At 74.6% G+C, this 25,654-nt stretch carries 2 protein-coding genes and 1 pseudogene; all 3 read right to left on the bottom strand.

What is annotated here, in order from left to right; translation table 11 throughout:
- Positions 1–42: 42 nt before the first annotated feature.
- A complete protein-coding gene (locus tag ACFYYH_RS20095) occupies positions 43–6,579 on the bottom strand; it encodes a type I polyketide synthase (protein WP_388552531.1) in 6,537 nt (2,178 codons plus the stop codon).
- Between the two features lie 183 nt (positions 6,580–6,762).
- Positions 6,763–11,436, bottom strand: a pseudogene (locus ACFYYH_RS20090) (SDR family NAD(P)-dependent oxidoreductase); the annotation flags it as partial.
- A gap of 108 nt (positions 11,437–11,544) precedes the next feature.
- On the bottom strand, positions 11,545–25,407 hold the full coding sequence (locus ACFYYH_RS20085) for a type I polyketide synthase (RefSeq protein WP_388552529.1): 13,863 nt from the start codon (positions 25,405–25,407) through the stop codon (positions 11,545–11,547).
- Between the last annotated feature and the right edge of the window lie 247 nt (positions 25,408–25,654).

Below are 25,654 nucleotides of genomic sequence, written 5' to 3'. Positions count from 1 at the left end.
CGGGGAACGCGTGCGGGGTGGCCTGCCCACCCCGCCCCCGGCCTATCCGGCCGCCGCGGGGAAATGGCCCTCCGCCACGAAGAACTCGACGTATTTGGCGAAGAGTTCACCGGTCAGTGGCGGACAACTGATCCCGGTGCCCCGCAGGGCTTGCTCGGTCTCGGTGGTGTCGATGGGCGGATAGAAGGCGTCCGTGTCCGTCGTCATCATCTCGAAGGCGTGGAGCAGCGGCAGCAGGGCGTTGTCGCGGTCGGAGCGCACCGCGCGGATCCACTCGTCCCGGTCCATGTCGTCGAGCCGGTACCCGAGACCCCGCAGCCCCTCCACGCAGTCGGCGAGACTCAGTGAGCTGCGGTTGAAGAGATGGAAGGTGCCGCCCGCGGCCTCGGGGCGCCGGGAGACCGCGAGGATCGCCGCGCTGACATAGTCGGCCGGCAGGAGGTGGAAGCGCCCGCCCGTACCGGCCGGCACGGCCCCGGACTGGAGCAGCCCCTTCAGCGTGAGCCAGACGAAGTCGCGGGTCTGGCAGGCGCCGTTCACCTGGTCGCCGGAGATCACGTCGACGCGGTAGACGGAGACCGGAAGACCGCGCTCCCGGGCCAGCTCCAGGACCTGTTCGGCGACCCACTTGCTCTGGAGATAGCCGCTGGGCAGCGCCCGCGCGGGCCCGGTGGGATCCGTCACCTTCAGCGGCACGCCCGGGGTCACCGGCCCGTTGAACACGCCCACCGTGGAGACATAGTGGACCGGGACCGTGCGGTGGCGCGCGGCGAGCCGCAGTATCTCCTCGGTGCCGCCGACATTGGCCGCCTTGAGCGCCGGGTACGGATGGAGCCAGTGCACGGTGGCCCCGGCGTGGTAGACGACGTCCACCGTACGGGCCAGACCGTCGAAGACCTCCCCGGTGAGACCGAGTCCGGGCTCGGCCAGATCGCCCGCGAGGACCGAGAGCCGGGCGGGATCGATCTCGTCCCAGACGCGGTACCACCGCAGGCTCGCGCGCAGCCGCTCGTACGCGGCCGTGTCGTCCGCCCCGCGGACCAGGCAGTGGACACGGGCCCCGGTGGTGCGCATCAGATCGCGCAGCAGGAACGCGCCGAGGAATCCGCTGGCCCCGGTGAGCAGCACCTCGCGCGGATCCCCGACGGTCCGTACGACCTGCCCGGCGGGGCGGATGTCGTCGGCGAGCCGGATGTCCGCCGTGTGGTCGACGGCGTCGGCGGCCCCCGACGCGGGGTCCTCACCGCCGTCGCCGGAGGTGAGACGCCTCAGCAGATACGCGGCCAGCGCGTCCGGGTCCGGATGGTCGAAGACCAGGGTCGCGGGCAGCCGCAGACCGGTGCGCACCGCGAGCCGGTTGCGCAGCTCCACCGAGGTCAGCGAGTCCAGGCCGAGCTGCTGGAAGGGGCGGCCCGGGTCGATGCCCCGGGCGCCGGTGTGCCCGAGCGCCCCGGCGATCTCGTCGAGCACCGCGTTCCGTACGGCCTCGTGCCGCCGCTCCTCGTCGAGCCCGGCGAGCTGCTCGCCGAGGGTGCCGGCCCCGGCCGTCCCGCCCTGTACGGTCTCCCGCGCGGGACGCCGTACGAGTGAGGTGAACACCGGGGAGATACGCGGCTGTTCGCGCAGCGCGCCGAAGTCGAGCGGGGTGGCCACGGCGTCGGCGCGGCCCGAGCGGAGCGCCAGATCCAGCAGGGCGGGCCCCTGGGCGGTGGGGACCGGGAGCAGTCCGCTGCGGGCGATGCGCTTGAGGTCGGTCTCGCTGAGCCCGCCGGTGAGACCGGTGGCCTCGGCCCACAGGCCCCAGGCGATCGAGGTGGCGGGCAGACCGCTCGCCACCCGGTGGTGCGCGAGGGCGTCCAGCGCGGCGTTCGCGGCGGCGTAGTTGGACTGGCCGGGACCGCCGACGAGGGCCGCCACGGAGGAGAACAGCACGAACGCGGTCAGGTCCAGCCCCTCGGTCAGCTCGTGCAGATGCCAGGCCGCGTCCGCCTTCGGCGTGAGGACCGCCGCCAGCCGCTCGGCGGTCATCGCCGGGACGAGCCCGTCGTCCAGGATGCCCGCGGTGTGCACGACACCGGTCAGGGGACGGTCCTCGGGGATGCCGTCGATGAGCGCGGCGAGTTCGTCCCGGTCGGAGACGTCGCAGCTCCTGATGGTGACGGTGGCGCCGAGCCCGGTCAGCTCGCGCGCCAGCGCGGCGGCCCCGGCGGCCTGTTCGCCCCGGCGGCTGACGAGCAGGAGATGGCGTACGCCGTGCCCGGTGACGAGATGCCGGGCGAAGAGCGAGCCCAGGGAGCCGGTACCGCCGGTGATCAGGACGGTGCCCCCGGGACGGAACGACGGTGCCGGCGCCTCGGGCCCCGGGCGCCCGGCGCGGGCCAGCCGGGGCACCAGCACGGCGCCCCCGCGGATCGCCGCCTGGGGCTGGCCGGACGCGGCGGCGGCGGCGAGCACCGCCGGGTCGGTGTCCGGCTCCGCGTCGACGAGGACGATCCGGTCCGGGGCCTCGGACTGCGCCGAGCGGAGCAGACCCCAGGCCGCGGCGGCGCCCGGATCGGTGATCGGTTCGTCCGCCCGGGTGCCCACCGCGCCCGAGGTCACCACCACCAGCCTGGTGCCGGTGTTCTCCTCGTCCGCCAGCCGGCGCCGTGCGAGGTCGAGCGCCCGCCGGGTGGTGTCGTGGAGGGAGGCGACGGGGTCACCGGGATCGGAGGAGCGCAGATACGCGATCTCGATCCCGGCGAGGGGAACCGTGACCGGGGCGCCGGACGGGGCGTCGGAGGGAGCGCCGGACGAGGTGCCGGACGAGGTGCCGGACGGGGCGTCGGAGGTGACGAGCGGGTACGGCGTCCACTCCAGGTGGAAGAGTGCCTCGTGGTCGCGGGCCGCGCCGGCCGCCAGGGCCGACAGATCGACGGGGCGCACACCGATGGCGGCGATGTCCGCGACGGGCTGTCCGGCCGGGGTGGTCAGCCGTACCGCCACCGTGCCGTCCTCCCCCGGAGTGAGCCGGACCCGGAGATCCGTCGCCCCGGTGGCGTACAGACGTACCCCCCGCCAGGCGGTCACGGCGGCGGGCCCGGCCTCGGCGAGCAGCGGGCACAGGGCCGCTTCGAGCAGCGCCGGATGCAGCCCGAACAGGCCCGCGTCGGCCGCCGCGCCCTCCGGGAGCCGTACCTCGGCGAAGACTTCCCGCCCCCGGTGCCAGAGCCCGGTGAGAGCCCGGAACTCCGGCCCGTAGGTCACCCCGGCCGCCGCGAAGCGCTGGTCGAGGTCGTCGTGAGCGGTCTCCGTCGCCTCGGCGGGCGGCCACCGCTCCGCGTCCGCGGACGGGTCGGGGGCCGGGACCGGAGCGGTGGCACTCAGGACGCCCCGGGCATGGACGGTCCAGGGCACCTCGGCGCCGTCCGGGCGCGCGTGGAAGGTGATCCGGCGCCGTCCCCCGGCGTCCGGGGCACCGAGCAGGACCTGGAGCTGGACGCCGCCCTCGGCGGGCAGCACCACGGGCTCGTCGACGAGGAGTTCGTCCAGGGAACCGCAGCCCGCCTCGTCACCGGCCCGTATCGCCAGCTCCACCAGCGCGGATTCGGGGAGCACCCCCGTACCGCCCCGGGCGTACTCCGTCAGCCAGGGCGCCGTCCCGCGCGACAGCCGGCTGGTGAACACCGTCTCGTCGCTCCCGCCCAGCCGCAGCGCGGCCCCGAGCAGCGGATGCCCGGCCGCGGCGAGGCCGAGCCCGGCGGCGTCGGCGGGGGCGCCGGCCTGCTCCACCCAGTACCGCTCGTGCTGGAAGGCGTAGGTGGGCAGGGGGACGCGCCGGGCGCCGGTGCCCGCGAAAAAGGCCGCCCAGTCGGGACGTACGCCCGCGCAGTGCAGGTGGCCGAGCGCGGTGACCACCGTCTCCGCCTCGGGGCGGTCGCGGCGCAGCAGGGGGACCGTGGTGACGGCCCCGCGCCCGCCGTCCAGGACGGCCTTGGCCAGACCGGTGAGGATGCCGTCCGGGCCCAGCTCGGCGTAGGCCGTCACCCCCCGTTCCTGGAGGGTGTGGAGTGCGTCGGCGAAGCGGACGGTGTCGCGGACCTGGTTGGTCCAGTAGTCGGGGGTGCGGAGGTCGTCTCCGGTGGCGGGGCGTCCGGTGAGGGTGGAGATGACGGGGATGCGGGGTGGTGCGTAGGTGAGTTGTTTGGCGGTGGTGCGGAAGTCGTCGAGCATGCCGTCCATATGGGGCGAGTGGAAGGCGTGCGACACGGGCAGTCGGCTGGTCTTCCTGCCCGCCTGGCGCAGGAGCGCCGCCACTTCCTCGGCGGCGTCGGTGTCACCGGAGATCACCACCGACGACGGTCCGTTGACGGCGGCGATACCGAGCTGGGTCTCGCGGTCGGTCAGCAGCGCGCGGACCTCGTCCTCGGATGCCTGGATGGCGATCATGGTGCCGCCGGGGGGCATGGTTTGCATGAGGCGGGCGCGGGCGGTGACGAGTCGGGTGGCGTCGGGGAGGTCGAGGATGCCGGCGATGTGGGCGGCGGTGAGTTCGCCGATGGAGTGTCCGGTGAGGTAGTCGGGGGTGATGCCCCAGGTTTCGAGGAGTCGGTAGAGGGCGACTTCGAGGGCGAAGAGGGCGGGTTGGGTGTGTGCGGTGTCGTTGAGGGTTTGTCCGGTGGTGATGATGTGGTGGAGGGGGTGGGTGAGGTGGGGGTCGAGGTGGGTGGCGATGGTGTCGAAGGCGTGGGCGTAGGCGGGGTAGGTGGTGTAGAGCTGTTGGCCCATGCCGATGTGCTGGGCGCCTTGTCCGGTGAAGAGGAAGGCGAGGCGGCCCGAGCTGCGGGCGATGGTGTTCGGTGTGTTGGGTGTGTTGTCGGCGAGTGAGATGAGGCCGGCACGGAGGTCGTCGCGGTGGGTGCCGGTGGTGACGGTGCTGTGGTCGTGGGTGGTACGGGTGACGGCGAGGGAGTAGGCGATGTCCTGGGCGCTCAGTGTGGGGTGGGCGTCGAGGTGGGTGAGGAGCTTGCGGGCCTGGTCCGCGACGCCCTGCGGGGTCTTCCCGGACAGGATCCACGGTACGGGTGCGCCGGATCCGGCAGCGGCGGTCACGGTCACGGTCTTCACGGCCGGTGCCGCCGCGGTCTTCACGGCCGGTGCGCCCTCGGCGGGTGTGTGACCCGCCGGTGTCTCCTCGGCCGTTTCGGCCGGGGCCTCCTCGACGATCACATGGGCGTTGGTGCCGCTCACACCGAACGCGGACACGGCGGCGCGCCGGGGCCCGTCGGCCCGCACCGGCCAGGGGCGCTCCTCGGTCAGCAGCTCCACCGCGCCCGACGACCAGTCGACCATCGGGGTCGGCTCGTCGACATGGAGCGTCCTGGGCAGGACGCCGTGGCGCATGGCCTGCACCATCTTGATGACACCGCCCACCCCCGCCGCCGCCACCGTATGGCCGATGTTCGACTTCAACGATCCCAGCCACAGGGGCCGTTCGGCCGGGCGGTGCTGTCCGTAGGTGGCGAGGAGTGCCTGTGCCTCGATGGGGTCGCCGAGCCGGGTCCCGGTGCCATGGGCCTCGACGACGTCCACATCGGCGCCGGTCAGCCGGGCGTCGGCGAGCGCCTGCCGGATCACCCGCTCCTGGGACGGTCCGTTGGGGGCGGTCAGTCCGTTGCTCGCGCCGTCCTGGTTGACCGCGCTGCCGCGCAGCACGGCCAGCACCCGGTGGCCGTTCTTCCGCGCGTCCGAGAGCCGCTCCACGACCAGGATGCCCACGCCCTCCGACCACGAGGTGCCGTCGGCCGCCGCGGCGAAGGACTTGATACGGCCGTCGGGGGCGAGGCCCTTCTGCCGGGAGAAGTCCACGAACCCGCCGGGTGTCGCGGTGACCGTGGCGCCGCCCGCGAGGGCGAGGGCCGACTCCCCGCGCCGTACCGACTGCGCCGCGAGATGCAGCGCGACCAGTGAGGACGAGCAGGCGGTGTCCACCGAGATCGCGGGGCCTTCGAGGCCCAGGGTGTAGGCGATACGGCCGGAGGCGACACTGCTGAGCCGGCCGGTCATCAGATGGCCCTCCAGCTCCTCGGGCCCCTCCAGCCCCAGATAGCTCTGCTCCACGACCCCGGCGAACACCCCGGTGCTGGACCCCCTGAGCGTCACCGGATCGATACCGGCGTCCTCCAGCGCCTCCCACGCGGTCTCCAGAAGCACCCGCTGCTGAGGATCCATAGCCCGCGCCTCGCGCGGGGAGATCCCGAAGAAGCCCGCGTCGAACAGGGCCGCCCCGTCGAGGAATCCGCCCTCCTTGGTGTAGGAGGTGCCCGGGGTGTCCGCGTCGGGCGAGTAGAGCCGTTCGAGGTCCCAGCCCCGGTCGGCCGGGAACTCGCTGATGGCGTCGGTGCCTTCGGCCACCAGGCGCCACAGTCCGTCCGGCGAGGTGACCCCGCCGGGGAAACGGCAGGCCATGCCGACGATGGCGACCGGTTCCTCACCGGCGTTCTCCAGCTCCGCGATCCGCTCACGGGCCTTCTGAAGATCCGCGGTGACCCACTTCAGGTAGTCGACCAGCTTCTGCTCTTTGGACGGGTCTGCGGACATGCGGGATCAGTGACTCCTCGTTTCGGGGTGCGGCGGGGGGTTGCCGGTGCGCGTCGGTGTGTGCCGGGCGCGGGGTGCGTGCGGTGCGTGGGCGCGTGCGGTGTGTGCGGTGTGTGCGGTGCGTGCGGTGTGTGGCGCGTGCGGTGCGGGGGCGTGTGGACGCGCGGTACCGGAGGGGGGAGGTCAGCCGCCGCTCCGGCCGAGCTGGTTGTCGATGAAGTCGAAGATGTCGTCGGCCGACGCCGTCGCGAACCGCTCGGCGGAATCCTCCGCTGGGGCGTCCGGAGCGGTGGCGCTGAGCCGGGTGAGCAGCGCGTGCAGACGGACGGAGACGGTGGGCCGGACCTCGTCCTCGGGGGCCAGCGAGGCCAGAGCCGCTTCCAGCCGGTCCAGTTCACCGAGGACGGCCTTCGCGGTGTCCTCGGCGCCGGGCGCGGACCGGGTGTGCAGATACGCGGCGAGCGCGGCCGGCGTCGGCTGGTCGAAGACCAGGGTGGCGGGCAACGGGACTCCGGCCGCGGCGCTCAGCCGGTTGCGCAGCTCGACCGCCGTCAGCGAGTTGAAGCCGAGTTCCTGGAAGGGCCGGTCGGGGGTGACGGCCGTGGCCGCCGTGTGGCCCAGCACGGAGGCGACCTCGTTCGTCACGAGGGTCAGCAGATACGGATCGCGCTCGGCCGCCGGCAGCTTCGCGAGCCGCTCCGCCAGTGTGGCCGGGCCGGCCGTGCCGGCGGGCGCGGCCGGCCGGGCCGGGCCGCGCAGCGCCCCCGTCCCCACCGGACCGGCGATCAGGGTCGGGCGCCCCGACGCCAGGGCGCGGTCGAGCAGCGCGAGTCCCTCCTCGTCCGTGACCGCCCGGAAACCGTCGCGCTCGAACCGGTCCAGCTCCGTCCGGCCGAGATGGGCGTTGATACCGCCGGTCCGCCACAGTCCCCAGGCGACCGAGGTGGCGGGCAGGCCCTCCGCCGCCCGCCGCTCGGCGAGGGCGTCGAGATAGGCGTTGGCGGCGGCGTAGTTGGACTGACCGGGCGCGCCGAACGTCCCGGCGGCCGACGAGAACAGCACGAACGCCGCCAGATCGAGCCCTTCGGTCAGTTCGTGCAGATGCCGGGCCGCGTCCGCCTTCGGCGCGAGGACGGCGGCGAGCCGGTCCGGGGTCATACCGGACACCAGACCGTTGTCGAGGACACCCGCGGTGTGGACGACCCCGGTGAGCGGATGCTCCGGCGGTACGGTGCCGAGCAGCGCGGCGAGCCCGTCCCGGTCCGCGACATCACAGGCCGCGACCGTCACCGAGGCGCCGAGGTCCGTCAGCTCGGCCCGCAACCCGGCCGCCCCGGGCGCGTGTTCACCCCGACGGCTCGCCAGCAGCAGATGGCGCACGCCGTGCCCGGTCACCAGATGGCGGGCGACCAGTGAGCCCAGCGCCCCGGTGCCGCCCGTAATCAGGACCGTGCCGTCGGGGTCGAATCCGCGGGGCGCGGGACCGGCCGCGTCCCGTACCGGCCGGAGCCGGGGCACCAGGACCCCCTCCGGGCGGACGGCGGTGCGGAGTTCACCGGAGGCGATGATCGCGGAGAGGACCGCGGGATCGATCTCCGACGCGGCGTCGACCAGGGCGATCCTGTCCGGTGCCTCGGACTGCGCCGAGCCGAGCAGTCCCCACGCGGCGGCGGCGTACGGGTCGACGGCGCCGCCGGCCGGCACGGCGCCGCTGGTCACCACGGTCAGCCGGATGCCGAGCAGCCGGTCGTCCGCCAGCCACTCCTGGACGAGACGGAGCGCCCGGCCCGGTGCCTCGTCCGACCCGGTGAGGTGATGCACCACGGCGTCGGGCCGGAATCCCGCCTCGGCCCGTGCGGCGATGTCCGCGACCCGGGCGAACCGGGGCGTGTCGTGCGGCGCGTCGAGCGGGGGGCCGGCCGGGGCGTCCTGCGACGGATCGACGGGCGGGGCGGCGGGCGGGTTGACGGGTGCGTCGTTCCCGGGCGGTGCCAGTACGGCCCAGCGCACCGGCTCGTCGGGCCGCGGCAGATCGAGGGGTTCCCACGCGCGGTGGACGAGTCCGGCCTCCTCGGCGGCGACGGGCGCGGGTGCCTCGGGGGCGAGCCAGTACCGCTCGTGCTGGAAGGCGTAGGTGGGCAGCGGGACGCGCCGGGCGCCGGTGCCCGCGAAGTAGGCCGCCCAGTCCACCCGTACCCCCCGGGTGTGCAGGGTGCCGATCGCGGCGGCGAGGGTCCGGTCCTCCGGCTGGCCACGGCGCAGCGCGGGGACGGCCGTCAGCGCTTCGGGCCGGTCGGCGCCCGCCGCCGCGAGCGCGCTGAGGACGCCGTCCGGACCCACCTCCAGGAAGGTGGTGACGCCTTCGGACTCCAGGGTGTGGAGTGCGTCGGCGAAGCGGACGGTGTCGCGGACCTGGTTGGTCCAGTAGTCGGGGGTGCGGAGGTCGTCTCCGGTGGCGGGGCGGCCGGTGAGGGTGGAGATGACGGGGATGCGAGGCGCCGCGTAGGTGAGTTGTTTGGCGGTGGTGCGGAAGTCGTCGAGCATGCCGTCCATATGGGGCGAGTGGAAGGCGTGCGAGACCGTGAGCCGGCGGGTCCGGTGACCCAGCTCCTTCAGCCGGGTCTCGATCAGCGTCGCCGTGTCCGCGTCGCCCGAGATCACCACCGACGACGGTCCGTTGACCGCCGCGATGCCGATCTCGCTCTCCAGGCCCGTCAGCAGCGGACGCACGACGGCTTCCGGTGCCTGGATGGCGATCATGGTGCCGCCGGGGGGCATGGTTTGCATGAGGCGGGCGCGGGCGGTGACGAGTCGGGTGGCGTCGGGGAGATCGAGGATTCCGGCGATGTGGGCGGCGGTGAGTTCGCCGATGGAGTGTCCGGTGAGGTAGTCGGGGGTGATGCCCCAGGTTTCGAGGAGTCGGTAGAGGGCGACTTCGAGGGCGAAGAGGGCGGGTTGGGTGTGTGCGGTGTCGTTGAGGGTTTGTCCGGTGGTGATGATGTGGTGGAGGGGGTGGGTGAGGTGGGGGTCGAGGTGGGTGGCGATGGTGTCGAAGGCGTGGGCGTAGGCGGGGTAGGTGGTGTAGAGCTGTTGGCCCATGCCGATGTGCTGGGCGCCTTGTCCGGTGAAGAGGAAGGCGAGGCGGCCCGAGCTGCGGGCGATGGTGTTCGGTGTGTTGGGTGTGTTGTCGGCGAGTGAGATGAGGCCGGCACGGAGGTCGTCGCGGTGGGTGCCGGTGGTGACGGTGCTGTGGTCGTGGGTGGTACGGGTGAGGGCGAGGGAGTAGGCGATGTCCCGGGCGCTCAATGTGGGGTGGGCGTCGAGGTGGGTGAGGAGTTTGCGGGCCTGGTCCGCGACGGCCTGCGGGGTCTTCCCGGACAGGATCCAGGGCACCGCCGCCGGCGTCGGGTCGCCCACGGGCGCGGTGACGGTCTCCACGGCCGGTGCCGCCCCTGTCTCCACGGCCGGTGCTCCCTGGGTGGGCGCTTCTTCCGCCGCTGTCTCCTCGGCCGTTTCGGCCGGGGCCTCCTCGACGATCACATGGGCGTTGGTCCCACCGAAGCCGAAGGAGGAGACGGCGGCGCGGCGGGGGTGTCCGGTCTCGGGCCAGGGGGTGGCTTCGGTGAGGAGCTCCACCGCGCCGGAGTCCCAGTCGACCATCGGGGTCGGTTCCTCGGCGTGCAGGGTCTTGGGCAGGATGCCGTGGTGCATGGCCTGCACCATCTTGATGACGCCGCCGACGCCCGCCGCGGCCTGTGCGTGGCCGATGTTGGACTTCAGTGAGCCGAGGAGCAGGGGGCGTTCGGCGGGGCGGTCCTGTCCGTAGGTGGCGAGGAGTGCCTGTGCCTCGATGGGGTCGCCGAGCCGGGTGCCGGTGCCGTGGGCCTCGACGACGTCCACATCGGCGCCGGTCAGCCGGGCGTCGGCGAGTGCCTGCCGGATGACGCGTTCCTGGGCGGGGCCGTTGGGGGCGGTGAGTCCGTTGCTGGCGCCGTCCTGGTTGACGGCGCTGCCGCGCAGCACGGCCAGCACGTGGTGGCCGTTCTTCCGTGCGTCGGAGAGGCGCTCGACGAGGAGCAGTCCGACGCCTTCGGACCAGCCGGTGCCGTCCGCGTCCGCCGAGAACGACCGGCACCGGCCGTCCGCCGCCAGTCCGCGCAGCCGCGAGAACTCGATGAACGCGACCGGGGTCGACATCACCGTGGCGCCCCCGGCGAGGGCGAGATCGCACTCCCCGTTGCGCAGCGCGTTCGCCGCGAGGTGCAGGGCGACCAGCGAGGACGAGCAGGCGGTGTCCACCGTCACGGCGGGACCCTCGAAGCCGTAGGTGTACGAGAGCCGGCCCGAGGCGACGCTGCCCGCGCTGCCGCTGAACAGATAGCCCTCGAAGCCGTCGGACGGCAGATGGGGGCGGGAGCCGTAGTCGTTGTACATCACGCCCGTGAAGACACCGGTACGGGAGCCGCGCAGCGCGGTGGGGTCGACCCCCGCGCTCTCCAGCGCCTCCCACGCGGTCTGGAGCAGCAGCCGCTGCTGCGGGTCGGTCGCCAGGGCCTCGCGCGGGGACATCCCGAAGAACTCCGCGTCGAAGCCGTCCGCGTCGTGCAGGAAGCCCCCCTCGCGCCCGTACGACGTACCGGCGTGGTCGGGGTCCGGGTCGTACAGCCGCTCCACCTCCCAGCCCCGGTTGTCGGGGAACTCGCTGATGGCGTCGGTGCCTTCGGCCACGAGCCGCCACAGCTCGCCGGGGGAGGCGACGCCGCCCGGATAGCGGCACGCCATGCCCACGATCGCGATCGGCTCGTGCCGCCTGTCCTCGGCCTCGCGCAACTGCCTGCGCGCGTCACGGGCATCCGCGATGGCCTTCTTGAGGTAGTCGCGGAGCTTGTCCTCGCCCGCCATGGTGGTCTCAACTCCTGTTTGATCGGTCTGCTTGCCGGATGGGTGCGCCGGGACGGCCCCGGGTCATTCGAGGTCGTCGAGCAGGGCGAACAGCTCCTCGTCGGTGGCGGTGTCGAGATCGTCGTCGGTGTCGTCCCCGGCGGCTTTCCCGGCGGCGGTGGCCGACAGGCCGGCCGCGTCGGCGGCCTCCAGGAGTTCCCTGAGCCGCGCGATGATCCGGTCGTGTGCCCCGGCGTCCCCGGAGGCCGCCTCGATGGCGGGCCTGAGCCGGGTCAGCTCGGCCAGGACGGGTTCGTCCGGGGTGAGGTCGTCGACCGCGAGCCGCTCCCGGAGATGGGCGGCGAGCGCTCCCGGGGTGGGATGGTCGAAGGCGAGCGTGGTGGGCAGCCGCAGTCCGGTCTCGGCGGCCAGCCGGTTGCGCAGCTCGACCGCCGTGAGCGAGTCGAAGCCCAGTTCCTGGAGGGCCCGTTCGGAGGCGATCTCGGTGGGATCCGCGTGGCCGAGCACCTCGGCGACCACCCGGCGCACCAGGTCGGTGAGCAGACGGTCCCGGTCCCCGGGCGTCAGGGCGGCCAGCCGTTCGGCCAGGCCGGGGCCGCTCTCCCGGGCGGACACCGTGCTCGCGGCGCGCTTCGGCGCCGTACGCACCAGTCCGCGCAGCAGCGCCGGAGGCAGCTCCCCGGAGGCCCGCAGGGCCGCGGTGTCGAGCTGGGTGACCGCGAGCAGCGCCTCGCCCGTGGCGGGCACCGCGTCGAACAGCGACAGCGCGTCCTCGGTGGCCAGGGGCCGCAGTCCGGAACGGGCCAGCCGGCGCAGATCGGCCTCGGCGAGATGCCCGCTGAGGGCGCTGCTCCGCGCCCACAGTCCCCAGGCCAGCGAGGTGCCGGGCAGACCGAGCGCCCTGCGGTGGGCGGCGAGGGCGTCGAGGAAGGTGTTGCCCGCCGCGTAGTTGCCCTGCCCCGCCGTGCCGAGCAGTCCGGCGACCGAGGAGTACAGCACGAACGCCGACAGACCGAGGTCCCGGGTCAGCTCGTGCAGATGCCAGGCCGCGTCGGTCTTGGGACGCAGCACGGCGTCCAGCCGCTCGGGGGTCAGCGACTCGACCGTGGTGTCGTCGAGTATCCCCGCCGTGTGCACCACCCCGGTGAGCGGACGCTCCGCCGGTACGGAGGCGAGCAGCGCCGCGAGCTGCTCCCGGTCGGCGACGTCGCAGGCCGCGAACCGTACGTCGGTGGCGCCCGCGCGCGTCAGTTCCGCGCGCAGTTCACCGGAGCCCGGGGCGTCCTCGCCGCGCCGGCTGACCAGCAGCAGATGACGGACGCCGTGCCGCCGCACCAGATGTGCGGCGAGTACCGCGCCCAGCGCCCCGGTGGCCCCGGTGACCAGGACCGTACCGTCGCCCCAGGAGGACGTGGCGTCCCCCGCCGGCCGGCTGCGGGCCAGCCTCGGTGTGTGGATCCGTCCGTCGCGCACGGCGAGTTGGGGCTCGTCGCCGCGCAGCGCGGCGAGGAGCGCGGGGCCGTCGGCGGTGCCGGTGGCGGCGGCGCCGTCACCGTGGTGAGCGTGGGGAGCGTGGTGAACGGCGGGGGCGGTGTCGAGATCGGCGAGCACGATCCGGCCGGGGTTCTCCGTCTGCGCGGAGCGCAGCAGCCCCCAGACCGGGGCGTGCACCAGGTCCGTCCGCTGCCCGGCCGCCGTGGCGACGGCGTTCCTGGTGACCACGGCGAGCCGCGAGGCGGCGAACCGGTCGTCGGCCAGCCATGCCTGTACGTCCGCGAGCACACGGTGCAGCACCGCGCGGGCGGCGTCCGGCACCGCGGGTCCCTCCACCGGCGCGGCGGTGAGGAGCGGAAGCAGGACGAGGGAGGGCACGGGCGCGCCCTTGTCCGTCGCGCGCAGGAGTTCGGTCAGGTCGCCGTACTCCGTCGCCCCCGCCGCCCAGGGGACGTCCCCGGCCGGGCCGACGACGGCCGTACGGCCCTGGTCCGCGCCCCCGGCGCCGCCGGCGAGCGGGATCCAGTCCACCCGGAACAGCCCGTCCGCCGTCCCGCCGCCCGCCGACCGCAGCGCGTCGGCCGACAGGGGCCGCAGGGTGAGCGCCTCGACGGAGGCCACCGGTGCCCCGGTGGAGTCGGCCACCGTCAGGGCGAACACGGGGGAGTCGGCGTCGCCGCCCGGCGTGGGCGTCAGTCTGACCCGCAGGCTCGCCGGGCCGCTCGCGTGCACGGTGACACCGGCCCAGGAGAACGGCAGCCAGGGCCGTCCCCGGCCGTCCGTGACCCCGGGCAGCAGCGGGTGGAGCGCGGCGTCCAGCAGCGCGGGGTGCAGGGCGAACCGTCCCGCGTCGGCGCGGAGTTCCTCACCGAGCGCGACCTCCGCGTACAGCTCACCGGCGGATCCCGTCCACAGCCGGCGCAGATTGCGGAACGGCGGCCCGTAGCCGTAGTCCCGCGCGGCGAGCCGTTCGTAGGCCCCGTCCAGACCGGTCTCGGTCGCGCCGGGCGGCGGCCATGCCGTCAGCTCCTCACCGGTGGCGGCCGGGGCCGTGACCAGACGCCCGTGCGCGTGCAGCGTCCACTCCTCGTCCCCCTCGCCGCCGTCCGGCCGTGAGTGGACCCGTATCGCGCGCCCCCCGTCGGCCTCGGCCGCCGACACGGACACCTGGAGCTGGACGCCGCCGTGCTCCGGCAGCACCAGCGGCGCGGCGAGCGTCAGCTCGTCCACTCCCTGCGCCCCGGCCTGGCGCGCCGCCCTGAGGGCGAGTTCGAGCAGACCGGTGGCGGGCACGAGGACGGTGTCCGCGACCATATGGCCGGTCAGCCACGGATGGCTGTGCCGGGAGAGCCGGCCGGTCAGCACATGCTCGTCGCGGTCCGCCAGGACCACCGCGGCGCCGAGGAACGGATGGGCCGCCGCGGCCAGACCGAACCCGGCCGCGTCGCCCGCGCCGGACGGCGCGTCCAGCCAGTAGCGCCGGTGCTGGAAGGCATAGCCCGGCAGCCCGACCGGGCGCGCGCCGGGGAACACGGTGTCCCAGCGCACCGGGGCGCCGCGCAGCGCGAACAGCGCGAGGGCCGAGGCGAACACGGCGGCCTCCGGGCGGCCCCTGCGCAGCGCCGGGGCCAGCACCCCCGCCTCCTCGTCGCCGAGGCAGTCCCGTACGAGCGCCGTGAGCACCCCGTCGGGACCCAGCTCCAGCCACTCCGTGACGCCCCGGCCGGCCAGATACCGTACGCCGTCGTGGAAACGGACCGCCTCGCGGATGTGCCGTGCCCAGTACTCCGGCGAGGCGAGCTGCTCCGCCGTGGCGAGGGTCCCGGTGACATTGGAGACGACCGGGATGCGCGGCGCGTGGAAGGTGAGGCCCTCGGCGACGGTACGGAACTCGTCGAGGATCTCCTCCATGTGCGGGGAGTGGAAGGCATGGCTGACCGGCAGCCGCTTGGCCCTGCTGCCCCGCTCGCGCCAGAGCGCGGTGAGCCGGTCGACGGCTTCGGCGTCCCCGGAGATCACCGTGGCGCGGGGGCCGTTGACCGCCGCGACGGTCACCGCGCCGTCCAGGCCGTCGAGTGTGGCGCGCACCTCGTCCTCGCCCGCCTCGATCGCGGCCATGGCGCCGCCCTCCCGGGCGGCCTGCATCAGCCGGCCGCGCTCGGCGACCAGGACACAGGCGTCCGGCAGGTCGAGCACCCCCGCGAGATGGGCGGCGGTGACCTCCCCGATGGAGTGGCCGAGCAGGAAGTCCGGTACCAGCCCGTGGTGTTCGGCGAGCCGGAACAGCGCGGTCTCCACCGCGAACAGCGCCGCCTGGGTGAACGCCGTCTGGTCGATCAGCGCCGCGTCGGCGGACTCCTCCGGCGCGAGGAGCACCCGCTGGAGCGGGCGTACCAGCTCACGGTCGAGATGCTCACACACCGCGTCGAACGCGGCGGCGAACACCGGGGAGGACGCGTACAGTTCCCGTCCCATCCCGAGCCGCTGCGCGCCCTGGCCGGTGAAGAGGAACGCGGTCCTGCCGCGCTGGGCCGGGGAACCGCCGCGCACCACCGAGGCCGAGGACTCGCCCCGGCCCAATCGCTCCAGCCCGGTCAGGAGCTCGTCCCGGCCCGAGGCGAGGACGGCGGCGCTGTGCTCGTGCAGGGCGCGGGTGGTGGCCAGGGACAGCCCGATGTCCGCGAGATCCGCGTCGGACAGGCCCGGCCGGTCCGCGATATGCGCGCGCAGCCGTTCGGCCTGGGCGCGCAGGGCGTCCTCGCCGCGCGCCGAGACCAGCCAGGGCGCGACGGGCGGGGCGGGCGGGGCGGCCTCGGCGGCCGTGTCCCGCTCCGGGGCGGACGGACCCTGTTCGATGATCACATGGGCGTTGGTGCCGCTGATGCCGAAGGAGGAGACGGCGGCGCGGCGGGGGTGTCCGGTCTCGGGCCAGGGGGTGGCTTCGGTGAGCAGTTCCACCGCGCCGGAGTCCCAGTCGACCATCGGCGTGGGTTCACCGACATGGAGGGTTTTCGGGAGGACGCCGTGGTGCATGGCCTGGACCATCTTGATGACGCCGCCGACTCCGGCGGCGGCCTGGGCGTGGCCGATGTTGGATTTCAGTGAGCCGAGGAGCAGGGGGCGTTCGGCGGGGCGGTCCTGTCCGTAGGTGGCGAGGAGTGCCTGTGCCTCGATGGGGTCGCCGAGCCGGGTCCCGGTGCCATGGGCCTCCACCGCGTCGATGTCCACCGGGGTGAGCCCGCCGTCGGCCAGCGCCTCACGGATGACCCGTTCCTGGGCGGGGCCGTTGGGGGCGGTGAGTCCGTTGCTGGCGCCGTCCTGGTTGACGGCGCTGCCGCGCAGGACGGCCAGTATCTGGTGGCCGTTCTTCCGTGCGTCGGAGAGCCGTTCGACGAGGAGCAGTCCGACGCCTTCGGACCAGCCGGTGCCGTCCGCGTCCGCCGAGAACGACCGGCACCGGCCGTCCGCCGACAGACCGCGCTGCCGCGAGAACTCGACGAAGACACTCGGCCCCGCCATCACCGTCACACCCCCCGCCAGCGCGAGATCGCACTCCCCGCGCCGCAGCGCGTTCGCCGCGAGGTGCAGGGCGACCAGCGAGGACGAGCAGGCGGTGTCCACCGTCACGGCGGGACCCTCGAAGCCGTAGGTGTACGAGAGCCGGCCCGAGACCACACTGGAGAGGTTCCCGGCGAGCAGGAAGCCCTCGTACTCCTCGGGGCTGGCGGCCAGCCGCGAGACGTAGTCGTCGTACATGGCACCCGTGAACACACCGGTACGGGACCCGCGCAGGGCGGCCGGGTCGATGCCCGCGCTCTCAAGGGTCTCCCAGGCCGTCTCCAGGAGCAGCCGGTGCTGGGGGTCGGTCGCGGTGGCCTCGCGCGGCGAGATACCGAAGAACTCGCGGTCGAACTGGTCGGCCTCGTGGAGGAACCCGCCGTGGCGCACATAGGACGTGCCGGTGTGGGCGGGGTCCGGGTCGTAGAGCCGGTCCAGGTCCCAGCCCCGGTTGACGGGGAATCCGCTGATCGCGTCCCCGCCCTCCTCGACCAGGCGCCACAGGTCCTCGGGCGAGGCGACCCCGCCCGGATAGCGGCACGCCATGCCCACGATCACGATCGGCTCGTCGTCGGTGGCGGTACGGGCCGGGGCGGTGCGCGCCGCCCCGGAGGCGGGCTCCGTACCGGCGGTCAGGGTGACGAGATGGTCCGCCAGCGCCTGCGGCGAGGGATGGTCGAAGACGACGGTGGCGGAGAGCCGGATCCCCGTGGCGGCGTTCAGCCGGTTGCGCAGTTCCACCCCCGCCAGTGAGTCGAAACCGATCTCGTTGAACGCGCGGCGCGGATCGACGGCCGTGGCACCGCTGTGCCCGAGGACACCCGCGACGGTCGACCGCACCAGCTCCAGCACCGTGTCACGGCGTGTGTCGTCGGGCAGCCCGGCCATGAGCGCGGCCCATCCGGAGTCACCGCCGGCCGCCGCGGCGGCGGCGCGGCGCGGCCTGCTCCTGACGAAGCCGCGCAGCAGCGGCGAGGGCGCCTCGGTACGGCCGCGCAGCGCGGCCAGGTCGAGGGCGACGGGCACCCGCAGCGCCCGCTCGCCCGCGAGCGCGCGGTCGAACAGGGCGAGACCCTGCTCCGGGGTGAGCGGCCTGACCCCGGCGCGGCTCCACCGGGCGAGGTCCGCCTCGCCGAGCGTGCCGCCCATCCCGTGGGTGGCGTCCCACAGCCCCCAGGCCAGGGAGGTGGCGGCCAGTCCGAGCGCGCGCCGGTGCGCGGCGAGCGCGTCCAGAGCGGTGTTGGCGGCCGCGTAGTTGGCCTGACCGGCGGTACCGGTGAGTCCGGAGACCGAGGAGAACAGGACGAACGCCGACAGCGGCAGATCACGCGTCAGCTCGTGCAGAAGCAGGGCGGCGTCGGCCTTGGGACGCAGTACGGCGTCCAGCCGCTGCGGGGTCAGCGCCTCGACGGTGGCGTCGTCGAGCACACCGGCGGTGTGGACGACCCCGGTCAGCGGATGGCGCGCCGGTACGGAAGCAAGCAGCGCGGCCAGGGCGTCCCGGTCGCCGGCATCGCACGCGGCGACGGTGACCCGGGCGCCCAGCTCCTCCAGGGCGGAGCGGAGTTCCCCGGCGCCGGGGGCGTCCTCGCCGCGCCGGCTCACCAGCAGCAGATGCCGTATCCCGTGCGCGGTGACGAGATGACGGGCGATCAGCGCGCCCAGACCGCCGGTCCCGCCGGTGATCAGCACCGTGCCGTCCGGGTCCAGCGGGGAGGCGCCGCTCCCGGCGGCCTCCTGCCCCGCCCGGACCAGCCGGGGCGCCAGCAGCTCGCCCCCGCGCACGGCGAGCTGGGGCTCGCCGGTGGCCAGGGCTGCCTGGACCGGCTCCTCGGGACCGGGCGCGTCGACCAGGACGAGACGGCCGGGATGCTCGGTCTGCGCGGAGCGGACCAGGCCCCACACCGGGGCGGACGCGAGGTCCGTGATCTCCTCGCCGTCCCGGGCCGCGACGGCGCCCCGGGTGAGGAACACCAGCCGCGTGCCGTCGTACCGTTCGTCGGCCAGGAACCGCTGTGCCAGATCGAGGGCGCGCCGCGCCGCCGTGTGCGCCGCGCGCACCGGATCGCCGTCGGGGGCGGCGAGATCCCCGATGCGTACGACGACGGCCCCCAGGCCCTCCTCGTACGGGAGCGGGCCGTCCGTCGCGTGCGCGATCCGGATCTCCCCGCCGGGGGCGGGCGCGGGTACGGCCGTCCACTCCACGCCGTACATCGCGTCGTCAGGACGCCCCGCCGCACGGGCCGTTCCCTCCCGGGGGACCGCGCGCAGGGTGAGGGACTCCACCGACGCCACCGGAGCGCCCGCGGTGTCCGCGACGGTGAGTGCGAAGGTGTCCGGTCCCGCCGGGGAGATACGGACGCGCAGCTCGGTGGCGCCGGTCGCGTACAGCTCCGTGCCCGTCCAGGCGAACGGGAGCCGGACCGCGCCGTCGGCCGCCGCGTCGGCGGCGTGCAGCACCAGCGGGTGCAGCACGGCGTCGAGGAGCGCGGGATGGAGACCGAACCGGTCGGCCCGCGCCCGCTGTTCGTCGGGCAGCCGCACCGTCGCGTACAGATCGTCGCCGGACTTCCACAGGCCCGTCAGCCCCTGGAAGGCCGGGCCGTACGCGTACCCGAGATCCGCGAGACGGTCGTAGACGCCGTCCAGCGGTACGGCGGACGCGCCGGCGGGCGGCCATGGCCCGAGCGGGACGGCGGCGGACCCGGCGGGACCGCCGAGCACACCGGAGGCATGGCGGGTCCATGGCTCCGCGCCGGGCGCGTCGGCCGTGCCGTGGTCGGTCCTGGCGTGCACGGCGAAGGGCCGGCCGCCGTCGCCGCCGGGAGCGCCGACCGAGACCTGGACGCGGACATCCGTGTCGGCGGGCAGCGGCAGCGGCGCCTCCAGGGTGAGATCACCGACCCGGTCGGTGCCGAGGCGTTCGCCCGCCGTCAGGGCCAGCTCGACGAAGGCGGTGGCGGGCAGCAGGACGGAGCCCCCCACGGCGTGGTCGGCCAGCCAGGGGTGGGCGGCGGTGGACAGCAGACCGGTGAGGACCAGACCGTCGCCGTCCGCGAGATCCACGGCGGTGGAGAGCAGGGGGTGCTCCGCCGGATCGAGGCCGAACGCCCGCGCGTCCCCGGACGCCCGGGGCGCCAGCCAGTAGTGCTCGCGCTGGAAGGCGTACGTGGGCAGATCGACGGGGCGGGCGCCCGGGAAGAAGGAGGCCCCGTCGAGCGGCGCCCCGTGCACGCGCGCGGTGGCGAGGGCGGTGACCAGGGTCTCCGGCTCGGGGCGCCCGGCGCGCAGCAGCGCCACCGTGACCGCCTCCTCGCCGAGCAGGCAGCCCCGGGCGAGCGGGGCCAGCACCGCGTCGGGGCCGATCTCCACGAACACGGTGGCGCCCCGCGCCTCCAGTTCACGGGCGGCGTCGAGGAACCGCACCGCCTCGCGGATCTGCCCGGCCCAGTAGTCGGGCGAGGTGAGTTCGGCGGTGGTGGCGAGCCGTCCGGTGACCGTCGACACGAGCGGGATCCGGGGCGCGTGGAAGGTCAGCTCCGCCGCGACGGCGCGGAACTCGTCGAGCACCCCGTCCATATGGGGCGAGTGGAACGCGTGGCTGACCTGGAGGCGGCGTGTCCTGCGGCCCTGGGCCCGGCGGCGCTCCTCGACCGCCGCCACGGCGTCCTCGTCACCGGACACCACCACGGAGGCCGGGCCGTTGACGGCGGCCACGGCGAGCCGGCCGGTGAACTCGGCCAGATCGGACGCGAGTTCGCTCTCCTCGGCCTCGACGGCGAGCATCGCGCCACCCGCGCGCGCCGCTTCCATCAGCCGGCCCCGGGCGGCGACCAGACGGGCCGCGTCGTCGAGCGAGAGGACCCCCGCGCAGTGGGCGGCGGCCAGCTCGCCGATGGAGTGCCCGGCGACCAGATCGGGGGTGAGCCCGTGATGGGCGGCGAGACGGAACAGCGCGACCTCGACGGCGAACAGCGCGGGCTGGGTGTAGGCGGTGCGGTGCAGCGGCGCCGCGTCGTCATCGTCCTCGGCGGCGGACATCACCGCGCGCAGCGGCCGTTCGAGATGGGCGTCCAGGGCGGCGCAGACGGCGTCGAGGGCCTCGGCGAAGACCGGGTGCGCCGCGTACAGCTCCTGTCCCATGCCCGTGCGCTGGGCGCCCTGGCCGGTGAAGAGGAAGGCGGTCCTGCCCGCGCCCGCGGCGCTGCCGGTCACCACCCGGGGGTCGTCGGTGCCCTGCGCGAGGGCGTCGAGCCCGGCCAGCAGACCGTCCCGGGTGGTGGCGACGACGGCCGCCCGGTGGGGGAGCGTGGCCCGGGTGGTGGCGAGGGAGTGTCCGATGTCGGCGGGAAGCGCCCCGGCGGAGGCCAGCTCGCGGATACGGGAGGCCTGTGCGCGCAGCGCCGGCGCGTCGTGGGCGGAGAGCAGCCAGGGCGCGGGCCCGGACGGCGCGGTGGAGATGGCCGGCGCAGACTCGGCGGGCTCGGCGGGCTCAGAAGGCTCGGAGGACTCGGCCGGCCGGGAGGGCTCGGCGGGCTCAGAGGGCTCGGCGGGCTCGGCCCCGGTGTCCTGCTCGATGATCACATGGGCGTTGGTGCCGCTGATGCCGAAGGAGGAGACGGCGGCGCGGCGGGGGTGTCCGGTCTCGGGCCAGGGGGTCGCCTCGGTGAGGAGCTCCACGGCGCCGGAGTCCCAGTCGACCATCGGCGTGGGCTCGTCGACATGCAGGGTCCTGGGCAGGACGCCGTGGCGCATGGCCTGCACCATCTTGATGACACCGCCGACGCCCGCGGCTGCCTGCGCGTGGCCGATGTTCGACTTCAGCGAGCCGAGCAGCACGGGGGAGCGGTCCGTACGGTCGCGCCCGTAGGTGGCGATGACCGCCTCCGCCTCGATGGGGTCGCCGAGCCGGGTGCCGGTGCCGTGCGCCTCCACCGCGTCGATGTCCACCGGGGCCAGGCCCGCGTCGGCCAGTGCCTCGCGGATGACGCGTTCCTGGGCGGGGCCGTTGGGGGCGGTGAGTCCGTTGCTCGCGCCGTCCTGGTTGATCGCGCTGCCCCGGATGACCGCCAGCACCTGGTGGCCGTTGCGCCGGGCGTCCGAGAGCCGCTCGATCACCAGCAGACCCACACCCTCGGCCCAGGAGGTGCCGTCGGCGGAGGCCGCGAACGACTTCGACCGGCCGTCGGCGGCGAGCCCGCGCTGGCGCGAGAACTCCACGAACATGCCGGGGGACGACATGACGGTGGCGCCGCCCGCGATCGCGAGCGCCGACTCGCCGGAGCGCAGCGAGCGCACCGCGAGATGCAGGGCGGTCAGCGAGGACGAGCACGCCGTGTCGACCGTCACCGCGGGCCCGGCCAGACCCAGTTGGTAGGCGATGCGCCCGGACATGACGCTCGGTGTGGTGCCGGTCAGCAGATAGCCCTCGACGCTGTCGGGGGCGTCCTGCATCCGGGGCCCGTAGTCCAGGGTGGTGGCGCCGATGAACACGCCCGTACGGCTCCCCCGGAGGGTGTCCGCGTCCAGCCTGGCCCGTTCGACGGCCTCCCACGCGGTCTCCAGGAGCAGCCGCTGCTGCGGGTCCATCGCCAGCGCCTCGCGCGGCGAGATCCCGAAGAAGGAGCTGTCGAACCGCGCCGCGTCGGCCAGGAACCCGCCCTCGCGCACCGTGCTGTGGCCGCTGCGGCCCGGGTCGCTGTCGTACAGGTGCCGGTCCCAGCCACGGTCCGTGGGGAAGCCGGAGACCGCGTCCCGCCCGTCGGCCAGCAGCCGCCACAGGTCCTCGGGCGAGGCGACCCCGCCCGGGTAGCGGCAGGCCATGCCGACGATGGCGATCGGTTCGTCCGAGCCGCCGGGCGCGGGGGGCCCACCGGCGGCGGTGGTGTCCGTGCCGGCCAGGCCCGCGCTGAGATGGTCGATGAGCGCGGCGGGCGTCGGATGGTCGAAGAGCAGCCCGCTGGTGAGCCGCAGACCGGTCGCGGCGGCCAGCGCGTTGCGCAGCTCCACCGACATCAGCGAGTCGAAGCCCAGCTCCTTGAAGGTGGTGTGCGGGGAGACCTGCCGCCCGGCCGGGTACTCCAGGACGGCGGCGACCTGACCGGTGACCAGCGCGCTCACCGCGACCGCGGCACTCGCGTCGTCCGGCGCCGCCGCCGCCGTCTCCTGTCCGGCGGGCGCGGGCGCGGCGCCCCGGGCGGTGCCCGAGACCCAGTACCGCTCGCGCTGGAAGGCATAGGTCGGCAGGGGGACCCGGCGGGCGTCGCCGTGGATCCCCGGGGCGCTCCAGTCCAGGCCGGCGCCGTGGACGAAGACCGAGGCCAGGGCGGTCAGCAGGGTCCTGGGCTCGGGACGGCCCCGGCGCAGCGCGGCCACCGCGACCGCGGCGTCCGGATCCCGCAGGCTGTCGTCGACCATGGCGGAGCAGACACCGTCGGGCCCCAGCTCCAGGAAGGCGGTGGCGCCGGCCGTCTCCAGGGCGCGCGCCGCGTCCAGGAAGCGCACCGGGCGGCGCACCTGCTCCACCCAGTACTCCGGCGACGACCACTCGTCGGTGACGGGCTCACCGGTCACCGACGACACGGCGTCGATACGGGGCGCGCGCAGCGTCAGCCCGGCGACGACCGTGCGGAAGGCGTCGAGCATCGGCTCCATGAGCGGCGAGTGGAAGGCGTGCGACACGGTCAGCCGCCTGGTCCTGCGCCCCTGTTCCCGCAGCCGGTCCGCGAGGGCGAGCACCGTGTCCTCGGCGCCCGACAGGACCACGGAACGGGGCCCGTTCACGGCCGCGATCCCCGCGTGCCGCTCATGGCCGGCGAGCAGCTCCCGTACCTCGCTCTCCGTCGCCTCCACCGCGCACATGGCGCCGCCCGCGTCGAGGCTCTGCATCAGCCGGCCCCGGGCGGCGACCAGCCGCGCGGCGTCCGGCAGATCGAGGACCCCCGCGACATGGGCGGCGGCGATCTCGCCGATGGAGTGCCCCGCGACCAGCGCGGGCACCACGCCCCACGACTCCACGAGCCGGTGGAGGGCCACTTCGAGGGCGAACAGCGCGGGCTGGGTGAAGCCGGTCCCGTCCAGGCCCTCACCGGAGGTGATCACCTCCAGCAGCGGCCGGTCGAGCAGCGGGTCCAGCTCGGCGCGCACCGCGTCGAACGCGGCGGCGAACGCGGGGAACGTCCCGTACAGCTCCAGGCCCATCCCGGCGCGCTGGGCGCCCTGCCCGGTGAACACGAACGCGAGCCGCCCCGGTCCCGCGGCGCCGCGCACCGTCTCCGTCGACGCGCGTCCCTCGGCCAGCGCGGTGAGCGCCTCCAGATGCGCGTCGCCGTCGGGCGCCGCGAGCACGACCGCCCGGTGCTCGAACACGGTCCGGGTGGTGGCCAGGGACCAGGCGGTATCGGCCAGGGAAGGGGATCCGTCACGGCCGAGGGCGTCCCGCAGCCGGCCGGCCTGGGCCCGCAGGGCCGCCTCGGAACGGCCGGAGAGGACCAGCGGAACCACACCCGGGGCGACGGCCGCGGGCTCCGGCGCCCGCGCCGGGACCACCGGGCCCTCGGTGAGCACGACATGCGCGTTGGTGCCGCCCATGCCGAAGGAGGAGACCCCGGCGACCAGCGGACCGTCCGGCGCGGGCCATTCCGTCAGCTCCCGCTGTACGTCGAGTCCCAGCTCGGCCAGCGGGATGGCGGGGTGGGGGGTGTCGAAGTTGAGGCTCGGGGGCAGCCGCCGGTTGCTCAGCGCGAGCAGCGTCTTGAGCAGGCCCACGATGCCCGCCGCGCCTTCGAGATGGCCCACATTGGTCTTCGCGGAGCCGACCCGCAGCCGGGTCCCCGGGGTGCGCCCCGCACCGAGCACCGCGCCCAGCGCCGCCGCCTCGATCGGGTCGCCGACGGGCGTCCCCGTGCCGTGGAGCTCGACATACCGCACGGATGCCGGGTCGACCCCGGCCTTCCCGTACGCCTCGCGCAGCACGCGCTCCTGCGCGTCGCGGCCGGGGACCGTCAGACCGGGCGTCGTCCCGTCGTTGTTGACCGCGCTGCCCCGGATGACGCCGTAGATCCGGTCACCGTCCTCGACCGCGCGGGCCAGCGGCTTCAGCACGACGACGGCCCCGCCCTCACCGCGTACGAAGCCGTTGGCGCGGGCGTCGAAGGTGTAGGTCGTGCCGTCGGGGGAGAGCCCGCCGAACCGTTCCTCGGCGACCGCGCCCTCGGCGAGGACATTGAGGTTGACGCCCGCCGCGATCGCCGTGTCGCTCTCCCCGGCGCGCAGCGACTCGCACGCGAGATGGACGGCGACCAGCGACGAGGACTGCGCCGAGTCGACGGTCAGGCTCGGCCCGTGCAGACCGAGATGGTAGGAGACCCGGTTGGCGATGACTCCGCGGTTGACCCCGGCCATGGTGTGCTGGGTGACCGCCCGGTCACCGTACTGGTAGAGCAGTGCCGCGTACTCGTCGCGCAGGGTGCCGACGAACACGGCGGTACGGCTGCCGCGCAGCGCGGCCGGCAGCGTCCCCGCGTCCTCCAGGGCCTCCCAGGCCAGTTCCAGGACGAGCCGCTGCTGCGGATCCATGGTGACGGCCTCGCGGGGCGAGATGCCGAAGAACGCCGCGTCGAAGGTGTCCACCCGGTCGAGGAACCCGCCCCGGCGCATCCCGGGCTCCGCCGCCTCGTACGTCTCCTGGCTCGCCGCGGCCACCCAGCGGTCCCCGGGCACCTCGGTGATGGCGTCCGAGCCGGTGCGCAGCAGGTCCCAGAAAGCGGCGGGGCCGTCGGCCCCGGGAAGCCGACAGGACACTCCGACGACCGCGATGCCCTCGTCGAGCCCGCCGCCGTGAGCGGCCCTGCGGGAATGGTGCTGATTCGTCATCGCGCTCGACTTCCCTTTCCAGTGAATCCGGCCGAACTGGGGGTCCATGAAAGGCATTTCCATGACACTGCTCGCAGATCGTAGGCAGGTGGTCCTCTCTGGCCCCTCAGTGCCGCTCCATCGGACGGTAACCACACGCGCCGGAACCCGGGAGATCGCGGTATTACCCGTTCATGGGTGGGAAGTTGCTGGCACCGCAATAGTGTCGGGCCACGGAATGTGTGGCACCGGGCCACATGAGAAGGCA

The organism is Streptomyces sp. NPDC002018, from assembly GCF_042890865.1.
Lineage (GTDB): Bacteria > Actinomycetota > Actinomycetes > Streptomycetales > Streptomycetaceae > Streptomyces.
Note: the sequence above shows the minus strand (reverse complement) of the source record. Positions and strands in the feature narration are given on the sequence as shown.

What these genes read in the sequence shown, in the direction of transcription:
- ACFYYH_RS20095 (WP_388552531.1), bottom strand. Translation starts at nt 6,579, where the DNA reads ATGTCCGCAGACCCGTCCAAAGAGCAGAAGCTGGTCGACTACCTGAAG.
- ACFYYH_RS20085 (WP_388552529.1), bottom strand. Translation starts at nt 25,407, where the DNA reads ATGACGAATCAGCACCATTCCCGCAGGGCCGCTCACGGCGGCGGGCTC.